This window comes from Pseudomonas asturiensis (assembly GCF_900143095.1).
GTDB classification, from domain to species: domain Bacteria; phylum Pseudomonadota; class Gammaproteobacteria; order Pseudomonadales; family Pseudomonadaceae; genus Aquipseudomonas; species Aquipseudomonas asturiensis.
Genome location: NZ_FRDA01000006.1, coordinates 38,174 through 52,301, shown reverse-complemented (window position 1 = coordinate 52,301; position 14,128 = coordinate 38,174). Strand labels below are relative to the sequence as shown.

General features: G+C 58.8%; 13 protein-coding genes. 3 read left to right on the top strand and 10 right to left on the bottom strand.

Features of this window, described 5'->3' with window-relative positions:
- Positions 1–12 precede the first annotated feature (12 nt).
- Both dnaG and rpsU read right to left on the bottom strand, forming a co-directional pair.
- Positions 13–1,968 (bottom strand): DNA primase, encoded by a 1,956-nt coding sequence (dnaG, locus tag BUB69_RS12505; RefSeq protein WP_073166922.1) that lies wholly within the window; start codon positions 1,966–1,968, stop codon positions 13–15.
- Positions 1,969–2,406: 438 nt separating this feature from the next.
- Positions 2,407–2,622 (bottom strand): 30S ribosomal protein S21, encoded by a 216-nt coding sequence (gene rpsU / locus BUB69_RS12500; protein ID WP_002551877.1) that lies wholly within the window; start codon positions 2,620–2,622, stop codon positions 2,407–2,409.
- Positions 2,623–2,820: 198 nt separating this feature from the next.
- Here rpsU and tsaD point away from each other — a divergent pair, with 198 nt between their 5' ends.
- Positions 2,821–3,846 carry a tRNA (adenosine(37)-N6)-threonylcarbamoyltransferase complex transferase subunit TsaD gene (gene tsaD, locus BUB69_RS12495; protein ID WP_024688254.1) on the top strand — a complete coding sequence of 342 codons (1,026 nt, stop codon included), beginning with the start codon at positions 2,821–2,823 and terminating at the stop codon, positions 3,844–3,846.
- Between the two features lie 54 nt (positions 3,847–3,900).
- Here the strand turns inward: tsaD and plsY are convergent, their stop codons facing one another.
- Complete coding sequence (gene plsY, locus BUB69_RS12490) at positions 3,901–4,470, bottom strand: glycerol-3-phosphate 1-O-acyltransferase PlsY (protein WP_175561722.1); 570 nt, start codon at positions 4,468–4,470, stop codon at positions 3,901–3,903.
- A gap of 74 nt (positions 4,471–4,544) precedes the next feature.
- On the opposite strand from plsY, the gene folB reads away from it, so the two are divergent.
- Together folB and folK are read left to right on the top strand one after the other, a co-directional pair.
- Positions 4,545–4,898 carry a dihydroneopterin aldolase gene (folB, locus tag BUB69_RS12485; protein WP_073166916.1) on the top strand — a complete coding sequence of 118 codons (354 nt, stop codon included), beginning with the start codon at positions 4,545–4,547 and terminating at the stop codon, positions 4,896–4,898.
- On the top strand, positions 4,889–5,413 hold the full coding sequence (gene folK, locus BUB69_RS12480) for a 2-amino-4-hydroxy-6-hydroxymethyldihydropteridine diphosphokinase (RefSeq protein WP_073166914.1): 525 nt from the start codon (positions 4,889–4,891) through the stop codon (positions 5,411–5,413). The genes folB and folK overlap by 10 nt, the downstream gene beginning before the upstream one ends.
- Positions 5,414–6,024: 611 nt before the next feature.
- Here folK and BUB69_RS12475 read toward each other — a convergent pair.
- The 7 genes from BUB69_RS12475 to apaG all read right to left on the bottom strand — a co-directional run bounded on the left by BUB69_RS12475 (position 6,025) and on the right by apaG (position 14,126).
- Positions 6,025–7,254, bottom strand: a complete 1,230-nt coding sequence (locus BUB69_RS12475) for a multifunctional CCA addition/repair protein (protein ID WP_073166911.1) — start codon at positions 7,252–7,254, stop codon at positions 6,025–6,027.
- A gap of 95 nt (positions 7,255–7,349) precedes the next feature.
- Positions 7,350–8,912 (bottom strand): SpoVR family protein, encoded by a 1,563-nt coding sequence (locus tag BUB69_RS12470; RefSeq protein WP_073166908.1) that lies wholly within the window; start codon positions 8,910–8,912, stop codon positions 7,350–7,352.
- On the bottom strand, positions 8,909–10,180 hold the full coding sequence (locus BUB69_RS12465) for a YeaH/YhbH family protein (RefSeq protein WP_073166906.1): 1,272 nt from the start codon (positions 10,178–10,180) through the stop codon (positions 8,909–8,911). Before BUB69_RS12465 ends, BUB69_RS12470 begins: the two co-directional genes overlap by 4 nt.
- A 136-nt stretch (positions 10,181–10,316) precedes the next feature.
- Positions 10,317–12,239, bottom strand: coding sequence for a PrkA family serine protein kinase (locus BUB69_RS12460; RefSeq protein ID WP_004885332.1), 1,923 nt, complete (start codon positions 12,237–12,239; stop codon positions 10,317–10,319).
- Positions 12,240–12,523: 284 nt separating this feature from the next.
- Complete coding sequence (glpE, locus tag BUB69_RS12455; RefSeq protein WP_073166903.1) at positions 12,524–12,847, bottom strand: thiosulfate sulfurtransferase GlpE; 324 nt, start codon at positions 12,845–12,847, stop codon at positions 12,524–12,526.
- Positions 12,844–13,746 (bottom strand): symmetrical bis(5'-nucleosyl)-tetraphosphatase, encoded by a 903-nt coding sequence (locus BUB69_RS12450; protein ID WP_073166900.1) that lies wholly within the window; start codon positions 13,744–13,746, stop codon positions 12,844–12,846. The genes glpE and BUB69_RS12450 overlap by 4 nt, the downstream gene beginning before the upstream one ends.
- Complete coding sequence (apaG, locus tag BUB69_RS12445; protein ID WP_024687709.1) at positions 13,746–14,126, bottom strand: Co2+/Mg2+ efflux protein ApaG; 381 nt, start codon at positions 14,124–14,126, stop codon at positions 13,746–13,748. Before apaG ends, BUB69_RS12450 begins: the two co-directional genes overlap by 1 nt.
- Positions 14,127–14,128 lie beyond the last annotated feature (2 nt).

Here is a 14,128-nt window from a genome sequence, read left to right as displayed (position 1 = left end):
CGAGCTATGACCTCACGCGCCAGTTGAGGTCGGGGTTTGTGCAGGAACATTGCGATTTAGCAGGTCACGAAGCTGAATTTTCTCTTCTGCACTCAGTTCGGTTTGACGTGCTTTAGTGATCAGATGTTCCAGGCTGCGCTCGCGTTGGCGAGCGGATAAGCTAGTTATAGTGTCGAAAAACTGTTGTTCAAGGTTGTCGGCCTCAATCAACCATTCCTTTTCGGCCAGTGCGCGCAGCAAACGGCCCTGTTCGGTACCATGCCATCGCGCTATCAACTGTAACGACCGAAGGTTGGGATTCTTTTGCCTGGCTTCAATGAGCGAGACCAGCAATTGAGCTTGAGACTGGTCTTCTGCCGCAAAATGGCTGGCATTTTCGACCTTTTCGGCCAGTTCCGGGTGGTGCAGTAATGTCCTCAGGGCGGCCTGCATCGGCGGCTCGACGGCTGTTGGCACCCGTGGGGTGCGTGGCTCGAAGTCCGGTCGCTTGCCTTTTTTATCCCAAGGTTTCTTTTCCCATTTTTTCTGATTCGGACCGCCGGTTTTCTTTGGCGTCCATTCCTGCTGTGCTTCATAACCGCCTTGTGGCTGGTAATCGGCAAAGTCAGGCATGGCGTCGTAATCGACGTACGGATCGTAGCCGGGCGCCGCCTGCGCCGGTGCGCTCTGCACCAGTTGGCTGACCGCTTCGCCTGTCAGGCCGGTGATTTCGGTCAGGCGCTGACGCATCAAGGTCTTGAGATTAGCGCCGGGCACCTTGTCGATCAGGGGAGCGGCGAGGGTGGCCATGTGCGCCTTTCCCTCCAGCGAGCGAGGATCAGCCTCTTTGGTCAGCTGTTCGAAAAAATAATCCGCCAGCGGTTGAGCGTGCTGGTTGATGCGCGCCTTGAACGCGTCGGTGCCTTCGGAGCGCACCAGAGTGTCGGGGTCTTCTCCCTCGGGCAGAAACAGAAAGCGCGCACGCCGTCCGTCCTGCAGGTTCGAGAGAGTCGCTTCAAGGGCTCGCCAGGCGGCATTGCGGCCAGCCTGGTCGCCGTCGAAGCAGAACAGCACGTTGGGCACGACCCTGAACAGGCGCTTCAAATGCTCTTCGCTGGTCGCCGTACCCAGCGTGGCCACGGCGTTGCGCAGGCCTTGCTGGGCCAGTGCGATCACGTCCATGTAGCCTTCGACGACGATGATCTCGTCGAGGTTGCGATTGTATTTGCGTGCCTCGAACAGGCCGTACAGCTCTTGGCCCTTATGGAATACAGGTGTTTCCGGCGAGTTCAGGTACTTGGGCTTGTCGTCGCCCAGCACCCGCCCGCCGAAGGCGATGACGCGGCCGCGTGAGTCGCGAATCGGAAACATCACCCGGTCACGGAAACGGTCGTAGCGCTTTCCGGTTTCGGCGTTCTCGATCAGCAGACCGGCGTCGATCATCACCTTTTGCTGCAATGAGTCGCTGCTCAGGTGTTTGTAGAGGTTGTCCCAGCCCGGTGGCGCAAAGCCCAGGCCGAAGTCCCGTGCGATTTCGCCTGACAGGCCGCGGCCCTTGAGGTAGTCCACTGCGGATTTGCGCGTCGGGTGGTTCTTCAGGGCCTGGCGATAGAACTCGGCAGCGGCGGTCAGCAACGGGTAAAGCGGCGAGTCCGTCGGCTGACGTGGCTTCTGGCCTTTTACGCTTTGCTCGCGCGGCACTTCCATGCCCGCGGCCTTGGCAAGGTCCTCGACGGCCTGGGGGAAGTCCAGGTTGTCGTGGTCCATGATGAAGCCAAGCGCGTTGCCGCCTGCGCCGCAGCCAAAGCAGTAATAGAACTGTTTGTCCGGGCTGACGCTGAAAGAGGGGGTCTTCTCTTTATGGAACGGGCAGCAGGCGCTGTAGTTCTTGCCGGTTTTCTTGAGCTGCACGCGCGAGCTGACCACGTCGACAATATCGGTGCGGTTCAGAAGGTCGTCGATGAAGCTCTGGGGAATCAGCCCGGCCATGGCGTTCTCATATCAAGCGTATTACGAAAGTATCGGGTGACTCTACGAGCGTTGCGTCAGCCTGTCAGCCGCCATTTTGAAAGGCAGTGCAACAAACGGGCACGTCTTCGCATCCGAAGGTCGGCGCTTGGGCATGGAAAGGAAATAGGCACATACTCACTGCATGCCTGGGGCATGAGCGAGTGGCACACGAGACGCTGCCTTGGCTGAGCTTCTTGCGAAGTCATCAAGGCATACTCGTCTTGTCCATTGATCGATTTGCTGTCCGAGTGGACGTGATCAATGTCACCTATAAGCAGGCTGGACGTGCTTGACTGAAGTCTGGGTCGCATGTGCGGCCTGGACTGCTCGGTCAATCTAGCGTGATGCGATCACTGCAACTGCCGACAGCCCGACTGTAAGGTCGGGCAAGGCAGAAGCTTGCGACGCTAGTCTGTATTAATACAGACGAACGGCGCGGCGCTGTTCGCGCTGAACTTTCTTGGCGTGACGTTTGACAGCAGCTGCTGCCTTACGCTTACGCTCAGAAGTCGGCTTCTCGTAAAATTCGCGGCTACGAACTTCAGCCAGAACACCGGCTTTTTCGCAGGAGCGCTTGAAACGACGCAGAGCTACGTCGAAGGGTTCGTTCTCTTTAACTTTGACGGCTGGCATCCAGAGCTACCTTCATTCATTACCGGGGTCAACGCTTCGTGCAAACACTGCACAAAAGTACGTCGGTTTTTAAGGGTTGCGGATGTTAACCCCTCATTGAGAGGAATGCAAAGCCTCTGATCGAAAACCGCTGGTCGGCGCCTCGGTCGGCGACTATTATGCGCGCCTTCAAATCTGCCCCCTACAAGGCGCAAACCCATGCTAGTACTGGGATTAGAAACGTCCTGCGATGAAACCGGCGTCGCACTTTACGACAGCGAACGCGGTTTGCTGGCCGACGCATTATTCAGCCAGATCGACCTGCACCGCGCCTATGGCGGTGTGGTGCCGGAGCTGGCTTCGCGCGATCACGTCAAGCGCATGCTGCCCCTGATTCGCCAGACGCTGGCCGAAGCCGACTGCGTGGCGACGGACATCGACGCCATTGCTTACACCGCGGGGCCGGGCCTCGTGGGTGCTTTGCTGGTCGGCGCGTCCTGCGCTCAGGCCTTGGCGTTCGCCTGGGATATTCCGGCGCTCGGTGTTCATCACATGGAAGGCCATCTGCTGGCCCCGATGCTTGAGCAAAACCCGCCGCAGTTCCCGTTCGTCGCTTTGTTGGTATCCGGCGGCCATACGCAGCTGGTTCGCGTCGATGGCATCGGCCAATACGAATTGCTGGGCGAGACGCTTGATGATGCGGCAGGCGAGGCGTTCGACAAAACGGCCAAGATGATGGGGCTGCAATATCCGGGTGGTCCCGAGATTTCCCGCCTGGCGACGCAGGGCGTGGCAGGGCGGTTCGTCTTCCCGCGGCCGATGACCGATCGTCCGGGGCTGATGTTCAGCTTCAGCGGCCTGAAAACCTCTGCGCTCAATACCTGGCAGCAATGCCAGAGTGCCGGGGACGACAGTGAGCAAACCCGTTGCGACATCGCTCTGGCCTTCCAGCAGGCGGTAGTGGAGACTTTGACCATCAAGTGCAAGCGCGCGCTCAAGCAGACCGGGCTCAAGAGTCTGGTCATCGCCGGTGGCGTCAGTGCCAACAAGGCATTGCGGCAGTCGCTGGAGAGCATGCTGGGTGAGTTGCGCGGGCAGGTGTTCTACGCGCGTCCCGAATTCTGCACCGACAACGGCGCGATGATCGCGTATGCCGGCTGCCAGCGTTTGCAGGCAGGCCAGAAGGAAGATTTGAGCATCAGCGTGCAGGCGCGCTGGCCAATGGAGCAACTGTCGGGCCTCTGAGGCGTGTATGTCAGGTGCGATGGCATGTCGAGTGAGCCGGTTTCATCCGGGCATTCAGAAATGCCGTTCGCGCCCGGCGAGCAGGTCGCGTAGATTGCCGCGATGGCGCCAGACGATCAGCAGGGTCAGCACGCTCATGGGCAGCAGCGCCCTCGGTTCTTGCCAGGCCAGCAGTGGCAGGGTGAGGGGCGTGGCTATCAAGGCAGCGAGCGAGCTGGTGCGGGTCAGACGGAATGTCAGCAGCCAGACGGCAATGGCCAGCAGGGCCGCTGGCAGGTACAGGCCCAGCAGCACGCCAGCGGCGGTGGCAACACCCTTGCCGCCCCGGAAGCGAAAGTACAGCGGGAACAGATGGCCCAGCACTGCACAGACCCCGATCCAGCCTTGCTGGAAGGGATCGAGGCCCAGAGCGTTGGCGATCAGTACCGGGGCAAGGCCTTTGCAGAGGTCGCCCAGCAGCGTGAGGATGGCCAGTTTTTTGCCTGCCAGGCGCAACATGTTGGTCGCGCCTGCATTGCCTGAGCCGCTGTCACGCGGGTCGGGGTTGCCGCTCAGGCGGCTGAGCAGGATAGCGAAGGACAGTGAGCCAAGCAGGTAGGCGAAAGTCGCCAGTAACCAAAACATGCTAACCATTCCGGGCGAGGATGCCCTGATTCTAACGGCGCATCGCGCCCTTGTCGTGCAGTGGAGAGTAGTGCTTGGACAGAGTTTTCATCCAGGGTCTTGAGGTCGATACCGTGATCGGCGCCTATGACTGGGAGCGCGGCATTCGTCAGTGCCTGCGTCTGGACCTGAGTTTTGCGTGGGACAACCGACCTGCTGCGGCGGGCGATGACCTGAGCAAAGCGCTCGACTACGCCAGTGTTTCGGCCCGCATTCAGGCCTTTGCCGAACAGGCCCGGTTCCAGTTGGTCGAGACGTTCGCAGAACGTCTGGCCGAGGTGCTGATGGCGGAGTTCACTATTCCCTGGTTGCACCTGAGGCTGACCAAGCCCGGTGCGGTTCCTGCCGCTGCCGGTGTGGGCGTGGAGATCGAGCGCGGATGTCGCTGACGCGGATTTTTCTCGGGCTCGGCAGTAACATCGAGCGCGAAACGCACCTGCATGCCGGGCTGGATGCGCTCGATGGTTTTCTGAGCGACCTGAGCTGCTCGCCCGTGTTCGAGAGCCACCCGGTGGGCATCAAGAGCGGCCCGTTCTTCAATCTGGTGGTCTCGGCGCTGACCGACCTGCCGTTGCTGGAACTGGATCGCCGCTTGAAATTCATCGAGGCCGACAATGGCCGCTATGCCCCGGATCGCAAGGGCCTGCCGCTGGACATCGACGTGTTGCTGTATGGCGAGCAGGTCGGCAATTTTGACGGGCTGATACTGCCCCGTGCAGAAATCCTCAAAAACGCCTTCGTGTTATGGCCGCTGTCGCTGATCGCCCCGGATCGTTCGCATCCGGGTGTCGGCGTGCCGTTCAGCACACTGTGGGCCGAGGCGCAGATCGACCAGCAGCTCTGGCCTGTGGCGTTCGAGTGGCGAGGGCAGGCACTCACGCCTGCGGGGTTGCTCAAGGGCTGATTTCACAATGATCGTGCCCCATGCATCAGTGACTGAACGGACGCCATCGCCGGCAAGCCGCCTCCCACGGGGTATGCATGCAGTCAGACACTTTCGTTCTGGCCCCGCTTTGCGCGTTTTCCAGGCGTCATACACACGTTTTGCTGCGACCAAAGGACTGTGGGAGGCGGCTTGCCGGCGATGCTTTTTTTGAAGCGACACATCGGTGATTGAACGGCCGCGATCGCCGGCAAGCCGCCTCCCACGGGTACGCATTCAGTCAGATACTTTCGCTTTTGCCCCCCCCCCCGTTTTTCGCGTCTTCCAGAATTGTGTAGAGCGATGAGTGCTGAGCATGGACACGCGCAGCGTTGCGGGCTGCGTGTACACGCGAAGCACTCAGCGTTATACGCAAGTGTTTCTGCAAGCAACGGACTGTGGGAGGCGGCTTGCCGGCGATGCTTTTTCTGAAGCGACACATCGGTGGCTGAACTGATGCCATCGCCGGCAAGCCACCTCCCACGGGTACGCATTCAGTCAGACACTTTCGTTTTTGACCCCGTTTTGTGCATCTTCCAGGCCTGGGTGCATGCAGCCGTGATGCTCATGCGCGTAGCGTAGGATCAAATCACTTATCCGCCATACTCCGCCTTGTAGATCTTCAGCGCATCCAGTCGCTCGTTTTTCAGGGCGTCGCCCAGATCCTTGCCCTGCAAACCTTTTTCAAGCAGCGGCTGTACTGACACCGATCGCGCCGCCTGCGCAGCACCGCGCAGGTAGTCCGCCTGTGGATAATTGCGTTGTTCAAAGCCCTGACGGCCCCGCGCATCCATTTCGCACGCCGCGATGAATTCTTCGAAACGTTGTGGTCTGCGGTATACGTCGAAGCTTTGCAGCAGTTCCAGCACGGTCGAGGGTTTCAGCTCCAGTGCCCGGTGTCCGTGGGTATGGTACTGGCCGACCAGTAGCGCCAGTTCCTGGCATTCCCTCGGCACGCGGAAGCGCTCGTTGACGATCTTGATCAGGCGCAGGCCGGTGTGTTCATGGGCAATGTGCCTGGGCCATTCCGATTCCGGCGTCAGTCCTTTGCCCAGGTCATGCAGCAGGCACGCCCAGCGTACGCTCAGCGAATGTTCATGGCGGGCGGCTTGTTCCAGCACGCTCAATACATGCACGCCGGTATCGATTTCCGGGTGATGCGCTTCGGGTTGGGGCACGCCGAAAAGCGCTTCGACTTCAGGCATCAGGTCTTTGAGCGCGCCGCACTCATGCAGCACCTTGATGAACACCTGTGGCTGTTTTTCCATGAGTGCGCGGGAAATCTCCTTCCAGCTGCGCTCGGGCGTCAACGCCTGGAGTTCACCCGATTCACTGAGCTGGCGCATCAGGTCCAGGGTCTCGGGAGCAATGCTGAATCCTTGCGGTGCATAACGCGCCGCGAAGCGGGCAACGCGCAGCACCCGGAGCGGATCTTCGGCAAATGCGGGGGAAACGTGGCGCAAGATGCGTGCTTCAAGATCCTGCTGGCCGTGGTACGGATCGGTCAGGTTGCCGTCCTTGTCTTCGGCCATCGCGTTTATCGTCAGGTCGCGACGGATCAGGTCCTGTTCCAGCGTGACGTCTGGGCTTGCATGAAATACGAAGCCGCCATACCCCACGCCGCTTTTACGCTCAGTACGCGCCAGGGCATATTCCTCGCCCGTCAGCGGATGAAGAAACACAGGGAAGTCTGTGCCGACCGGGCGGTAGCCCTTGATCAGCATTTCTTCGGTCGAAGCACCGACCACCACCCAGTCAATGTCGGTGACTGGCTGACCCAGAAGGCGATCACGTACAGCGCCGCCCACTTTATAAATCTGCATAAAAAACCTCCGTAAGCGCGACAGGATAAACCTTGTCGTGCCTGCGGAGGCTAAAACCGAACGATTACCCGCTCAAGAGTGCAGGCGTCTAGTCCCTAGAGGTGAACGACCGCCATATCAAGCCGGGGATATTCACTGTCGGCGTGCTCGCCTCTCGGTGGCACATGATGGGTTTTTACGATCTGATCACCCAGCAGGGTTTCCAGATGGATATCGAAGCCCCACAGGCGATGCAGGTGCTTGAGTACCTCGTCCGTGGAGTCACCCAGCGGCTTGCGATTGTGCTGCTGGTGGCGCAGGGTCAGCGAGCGGTCTCCGCGACGGTCAATGCTGTAGATCTGGATGTTGGGCTCGCGGTTGCCCAGGTTGTACTGCGCGGCAAGGATTTCGCGAATGGTCCGGTAGCCGTTCTCGTCGTGGATGGCGGGCACCAGCAGGTCGTCCTTCTGGTCGTCATCCATGATGCTGAACAACTTGAGGTCGCGAATGACCTTGGGTGAGAGGTACTGAAGGATGAAGCTCTCATCCTTGAAGCTGCTCATGGCGAACTTGATCGCCGTGAGCCAGTCCGTGCCGGCAATTTCCGGGAACCACTGACGGTCTTCATCGGTGGGGTGTTCGCACATCCGCCGAATGTCCTGATACATGGCAAAACCCAGCGTGTACGGATTGATGCCGCTGTAGTAAGGGCTGTCGAAGCCGGGCTGGTAGATGACGCTGGTGTGCGACTGCAGAAACTCCATCATGAAGCCGTCGGTGACCAAGCCTTCGTCGTACAGGTCATTCATCAACGTGTAATGCCAGAATGTTGCCCAGCCCTCGTTCATCACCTGAGTCTGGCGTTGGGGGTAGAAGTACTGCGCAATCTTGCGCACGATGCGCACCACTTCGCGCTGCCAGGGTTCGAGCAGCGGCGCGTGTTTCTCGATGAAGTACAGGATGTTTTCCTGGGGTTCAGCCGGGAAGCGCGCGTTGTCTTCCTTGCCGCCTTCTTTCGCGCTTTTCGGGATGGTGCGCCACAGGTCGTTGATCTGGCGTTGCAGGTGTTCTTCGCGGTCCTTCTGCCGGCGTCGCTCTTCCTCGGCGGAGATCGGATAAGGGCGTTTGTAGCGATCCACGCCGTAGTTCATCAGGGCGTGGCAGGAGTCGAGCAGGTCTTCCACCGCATCGATGCCGTGGCGTTCCTCGCATTGCATGATGTACTGCTTGGCGAACACCAGGTAATCGATGATCGAGCTGGCATCGGTCCAGGTGCGGAACAGGTAGTTGCCCTTGAAGAAGCTGTTGTGTCCATAGCAGGCGTGAGCGACGACCAGTGCCTGCATGCAGATGGTGTTTTCTTCCATCAGGTAGGCGATGCACGGGTCCGAGTTGATCACGATCTCGTAGGCCAGACCCATCTGGCCTCGCGAGTAGGATTTTTCGGTGCTGAGGAAGTGTTTGCCGTAGGACCAATGGTGATAGCCCAGCGGCATGCCCACCGACGCGTAGGCGTCCATCATCTGTTCAGCGGTAATCACTTCGATCTGGTTGGGATAAGTGTCCAGCGCGTAACGATCAGCGATGCGGCTGATTTCCCGATCGTAGGTCTGGATCAGTTCGAACGTCCACTCTGACCCCGTGGAGATGGGTTGGCGTTTCTGCTCTCTGGCGGTCATGACACTAACCTTCGCTGGAAGAGTTCGCGGAATACCGGATAGATATCACCGGCAGAGACAAGCTGCTGCTGGGCGAACGTGTCGGCATATTCCTCGCCGATGCGTTCATATTCGTACCAAAGTGCCTGATGTTCGCGCGGCGTGATTTCCACGTAGGTGTAGTACTGCACGAACGGCATGATCTGTTTGGTGAGGATGTCGCGGCATATCGGCGAATCATCGTTCCAGTTGTCCCCGTCGGAAGCCTGGGCCGCGTAGATGTTCCACTCGTTGCTCGGGTAGCGCTCGGCCATGATTTCCTGCATCAGTTTCAAGGCGCTGGACACGATGGTGCCGCCGGTTTCCCGTGAATAGAAAAACTCTTCTTCGTCCACTTCGCGGGCACTGGTGTGGTGACGAATGAACACGACTTCGATCTTGTCGTAGTTACGCTTCAGAAACAGGTACAGCAGGATGAAGAAGCGTTTGGCGATGTCCTTGGTGGCCTGCGTCATGGAACCTGAAACGTCCATCAGGCAGAACATCACGGCTTTGGAACTGGGGTTGGGCTGCTTGACCAACAGGTTGTATTTGAGGTCGAAGGTGTCCAGATAGGGCACGCGACGGATACGCGCCTTGAGACGTTCGATTTCCACCTCAAGCTCTTGAATGTCGCCGAAATTGTCTGGTTCTTCGCGCTTCATGCGCTCAAGTTCGCTTGTGGCTTCCTTGAGTTTTGCGCGGCTGCTGCCGGACAGGGCGATGCGCCGTGCGTGTGCTGAGCGCAGCGTGCGAATGATATTGATGCGTGAAGGGTTGCCTTCGTTGCTGATCCCGGCACGCACTGTTTTGAAGGTGTCCGTACCGGTCAGGTTACGCTTGACCAGATTAGGCAGCTCAAGGTCCTCGAACATGAACTCGAGAAACTCTTCCTGGGTGATCTGGAACACGAACTCATCCATGCCTTCGCCGGAGTTGCCCGCCTTGCCAGGCCCTTTGCCGCCGCCACCGCCTTGCGGCCGGGCGATGTGCTCGCCGGTGGTGAACTCCTTGTTGCCGGGGTGAACGACCGTCTGTTTGCCACCACGCCCGTGGTGTAGCACTGGTTCGTCGATGTCCCGACCGGGGATACTGATCTGTTCGCCATGCTCCATATCGGTAATGGAGCGTCGGCTGACCGCTTCTTCCACAGCCTTCTTGATGTGGTCGCGATAACGCCGCAGAAACCGTTGCCGGTTTACCGTGCTCTTGTTCTTGCCGTTGAGACGTCGGTCAATCACATAGCTCATAGGCCCTCCGGGCAGCTTCAAGTTGCAAGCTTCAGGCGGTGAACCTGAAGCTTAAAAGCAAGCGCTGGCACAAAACAGCACCTCGGGCGGGCCTGACGCCGGCCCGAGATTTACAGCCTGCCGCTTGCCGCTGCCATTACTGCGACTTGCGTACGCGCAGATACCATTCGGAGAGAAGACGTACCTGTTTATCGGTGTAGCCCCGTTCAACCATTCGAGTGACGAAGTCGTTGTGCTTCTGTTGGTCTTCCTTGCTGGCCTTGGCGTTGAAGCTGATGACCGGCAGAAGGTCCTCGGTGTTGGAGAACATTTTCTTCTCGATCACCACGCGCAGCTTCTCGTAGCTGAGCCAGGTCGGGTTCTTGCCATTGTTGTTGGCGCGGGCGCGCAGCACGAAGTTGACGATCTCGTTGCGGAAATCTTTCGGGTTGCTGATGCCGGCGGGTTTCTCGATCTTTTCCAGTTCCTCGTTCAAGGCCACCCGGTTGAGAATCTCGCCGGTTTCGGGGTCGCGGTATTCCTGATCCTGAATCCAGAAGTCTGCATAGAGCACATAGCGATCGAAGATGTTCTGACCGTACTCGCTGTAGGATTCCAGATAAGCCGTCTGGATTTCCTTGCCGATGAACTCGATGTAGCGCGGTGCCAGGTATTCCTTGATGAAGCGCAGGTAACGCTCGCGCGTCTCGGCCGGGAATTGCTCCTGTTCGATCTGCTGCTCCAGCACATAGAGCAGGTGTACCGGGTTGGCGGCGATTTCATGCGGATCGAAGTTGAACACCTTGGAGAGGATCTTGAACGCGAAACGGGTCGACAGACCGTTCATGCCCTCGTCGACACCCGCGCTATCGCGGTACTCCTGAATCGACTTGGCTTTCGGGTCGGTGTCCTTGAGGTTCTCGCCGTCGTACACGCGCATCTTGGAGTAGATGTTGGAGTTGTCCGGCTCCTTGAGGCGCGACAGGGTTGTGAACTGCGCAAGCATCTTCAGCGTGTCCGGTGCGCAATGCGCCTTGGACAGGGAGCTGTTGAACAGCAGTTTGTCGTAGATCTTGATTTCGTCGCTGACGCGCAGGCAGTAGGGCACCTTCACGATGTAGATACGGTCGATGAAGGCTTCGTTGTTCTTGTTGTTGCGGAAGCTGTGCCATTCCGATTCGTTGGAGTGCGCGAGCAGAATGCCGGTGAACGGAATCGCGCCCAACCCTTCGGTGCTGTTGTAGTTGCCTTCCTGAGTAGCCGTCAGCAACGGGTGGAGAACCTTGATGGGTGCCTTGAACATCTCGACGAATTCCATCAGGCCCTGGTTGGCCCGGCAGAGTGCGCCCGAGTAGCTGTAGGCATCGGCGTCGTTCTGCGGAAATTCTTCCAGCTTGCGAATGTCGACTTTACCGACCAGGGCCGAGATGTCCTGGTTGTTCTCGTCACCCGGCTCGGTTTTTGCCACAGCGATCTGGTTGAGTACCGACGGATAGAGTTTCACGACCTTGAACTGGCTGATGTCGCCCCCGAACTCAGCCAGACGTTTGGTCGCCCAAGGCGACATGATGGTGCTCAGGTAGCGACGCGGGATGCCGAAGTCTTCTTCGAGAATGGCACCGTCTTCATTGGCATTGAACAGGCCCAATGGCGACTCGAACACCGGCGAGCCCTTGATGGCGTAGAACGGGACCTTTTCGATCAGTTGTTTGAGTTTTTCAGCCAGAGACGATTTACCACCGCCAACCGGGCCAAGCAGATAGAGAATCTGCTTCTTTTCTTCCAGGCCTTGAGCGGCATGGCGGAAGTAGGAAACGATCTGGTCGATGCATTCTTCCATCCCATGGAAGTCAGCAAACGCCGGATAGCGCCGTATCACCTTGTTGGAGAAAATTCGCGATAACCGCGAGTTGGCGGAGGTATCCACCAGCTCAGGTTCACCTATGGCCAGCAGCAGACGTTCGGCGGCTGAGGCATAGGCACTGCGATCCTGTTTGCAGAGCTCAAGATACTCCTGCAGCGAGAGCTCTTCCTGGCGTGTCGTTTCAAAGCGTTGTTGGAAGTGGCTAAAAATACTCATGACGTCACCTCGCTCGATACGTTGAGCCGGCGGCGGATCGTCAGTCGATGCTGGCAGCAGCTGAGTATCCAGATGCCGTTTACCCCCCAGAACACCATAAAAGTAGCTACCGATGACCCACGCGCCGGTGTACCGGCTCTCCCCTGATTTCGGATGGCCTGAGGCTAAGGATAGTTCGGATTCGGAAAGATAAAGAAGGGATGAGCGAGAAGACGGGCTGACCGTTCGTCAGTTGGGGCGCGAGCCCGCGTAGAACGCGGGATCGGCTGTCATAAAAATATTTTTCAGCGGCCTTGCACGGTTTCTGCCGGAAAAGTCGAGCGCCAGAGCTCGAAGCCGCCGTCCACGCTGTAGACATCCGAGAAGCCCTGACCCACCAGATAGGCGGCAGCGTTCTGGCTGGAGTTGCCGTGATAGCAGATCACGACCAGAGGCTTGTCCAGATCGGCCTTGGCGATGAAGTCGGCAATGGAGTGGTTGTCCAGGTGCAGCGATTCGGGAATATGGTTGCTCTCGAACGTCTGGGCGTCGCGAACATCGACCACGACCGCGCCTTGTTCACGCAGCGCCTGAGCCTGCTCTGGGGGAATACGTTTGAACTCGCTCATTGTTTGGGCTCCTGTGCCTCTGGGGGCTGATGCGGTGCGACGTGGCTCGGTATTCGGGTGATGGCCGGTGTCGCGACATTGCCGGCAGCATCGCAATTGCATTGATGGCGTTCAAGGGTGTCGACGTTGAGCAGTGTCATTGCGCCGCCCCATACGCAGCCGCTGTCCAGGGCGAAGACACCCGGTTCGTCACAGCGGCCTTCGAGTGCCGCCCAGTGACCGAAAATGATTTTAACCGAGCGCGTCTTGCGTGTCTGATGGCTGAACCAGGGCGCGTAGCCAGGCTTGGCGGTTTCTACACCTTCCTTGCCCTTGAGGTCCAGCTTGCCATCGCTGGTACAGAACCGCATTCGGGTGAAGTAATTGGTGATCACCCTCAAACGAGTGACTCCATGCAAGGCATTGTCCCATTTGACAGGCTCGTTGCCGTACATGCCATCCAGAAAGGGTTCGTACAGATTGTCGTCTTGCAAGGCCTGTTCGACTTCGGCGGCGTGCTTGAGCGCTTTCTTCAGCGACCATTGTGGCGCGATACCGGCATGAACCATGGCCACGTTGCGCGTTTCGTCGTAGTGCATCAGCTTCTGCTGGCGTATCCAGCCCAGCAGATCGTCGCGATCAGGCGCTTCCAGAATTTCACGCAAGGTGTCGCTCTTTTTGAGACGCTCGATGTTGCGCGCGGCAGCGAGCAGGTGCAGGTCGTGGTTGCCCAGCACGCACACCAGCGACTGACGAATGTTGTACAGAAAGCGCAGCGTTGCCAGCGACTGGGGGCCGCGGTTGACCAGATCACCCACCAGCCACAGGCGATCTTTTTCAGGGTCGAAACCCACATCGTCAAGCAGGCACTTCAGTGGTTCCAGGCAACCTTGCAGGTCGCCGACGGCGTACACCGCCATCAGTGAAGGGCACCGGGTACGGCAAGACGGAAGGGGGCGATGACGGCGTCGAAACGTTTACCGTCTTCAGCGAGCATCTGATACGAGCCCTGCATGTTGCCGACCTTGGTGGTCATGACCGTGCCGCTGCTGTACGTGTGGCTCTGCCCGACCTTGATCAACGGCTGCTGCCCGACCACACCCTCGCCCCGGACTTCCTCGACGTGGCCGTCGCCATCGGTGATGACCCAGTGTCTGGACAGCAGCTTGGCCGGCAACTGGCCGTTGTTCTGGACCGTGATGGTGTAGGCGAACGCGAAGCGATTCTGCTCGGGTTGCGACTGTTCTGCGAGGAAACGTGTGACGACGCTGACGTCGACCTGATAACGGGAATCGGACATTC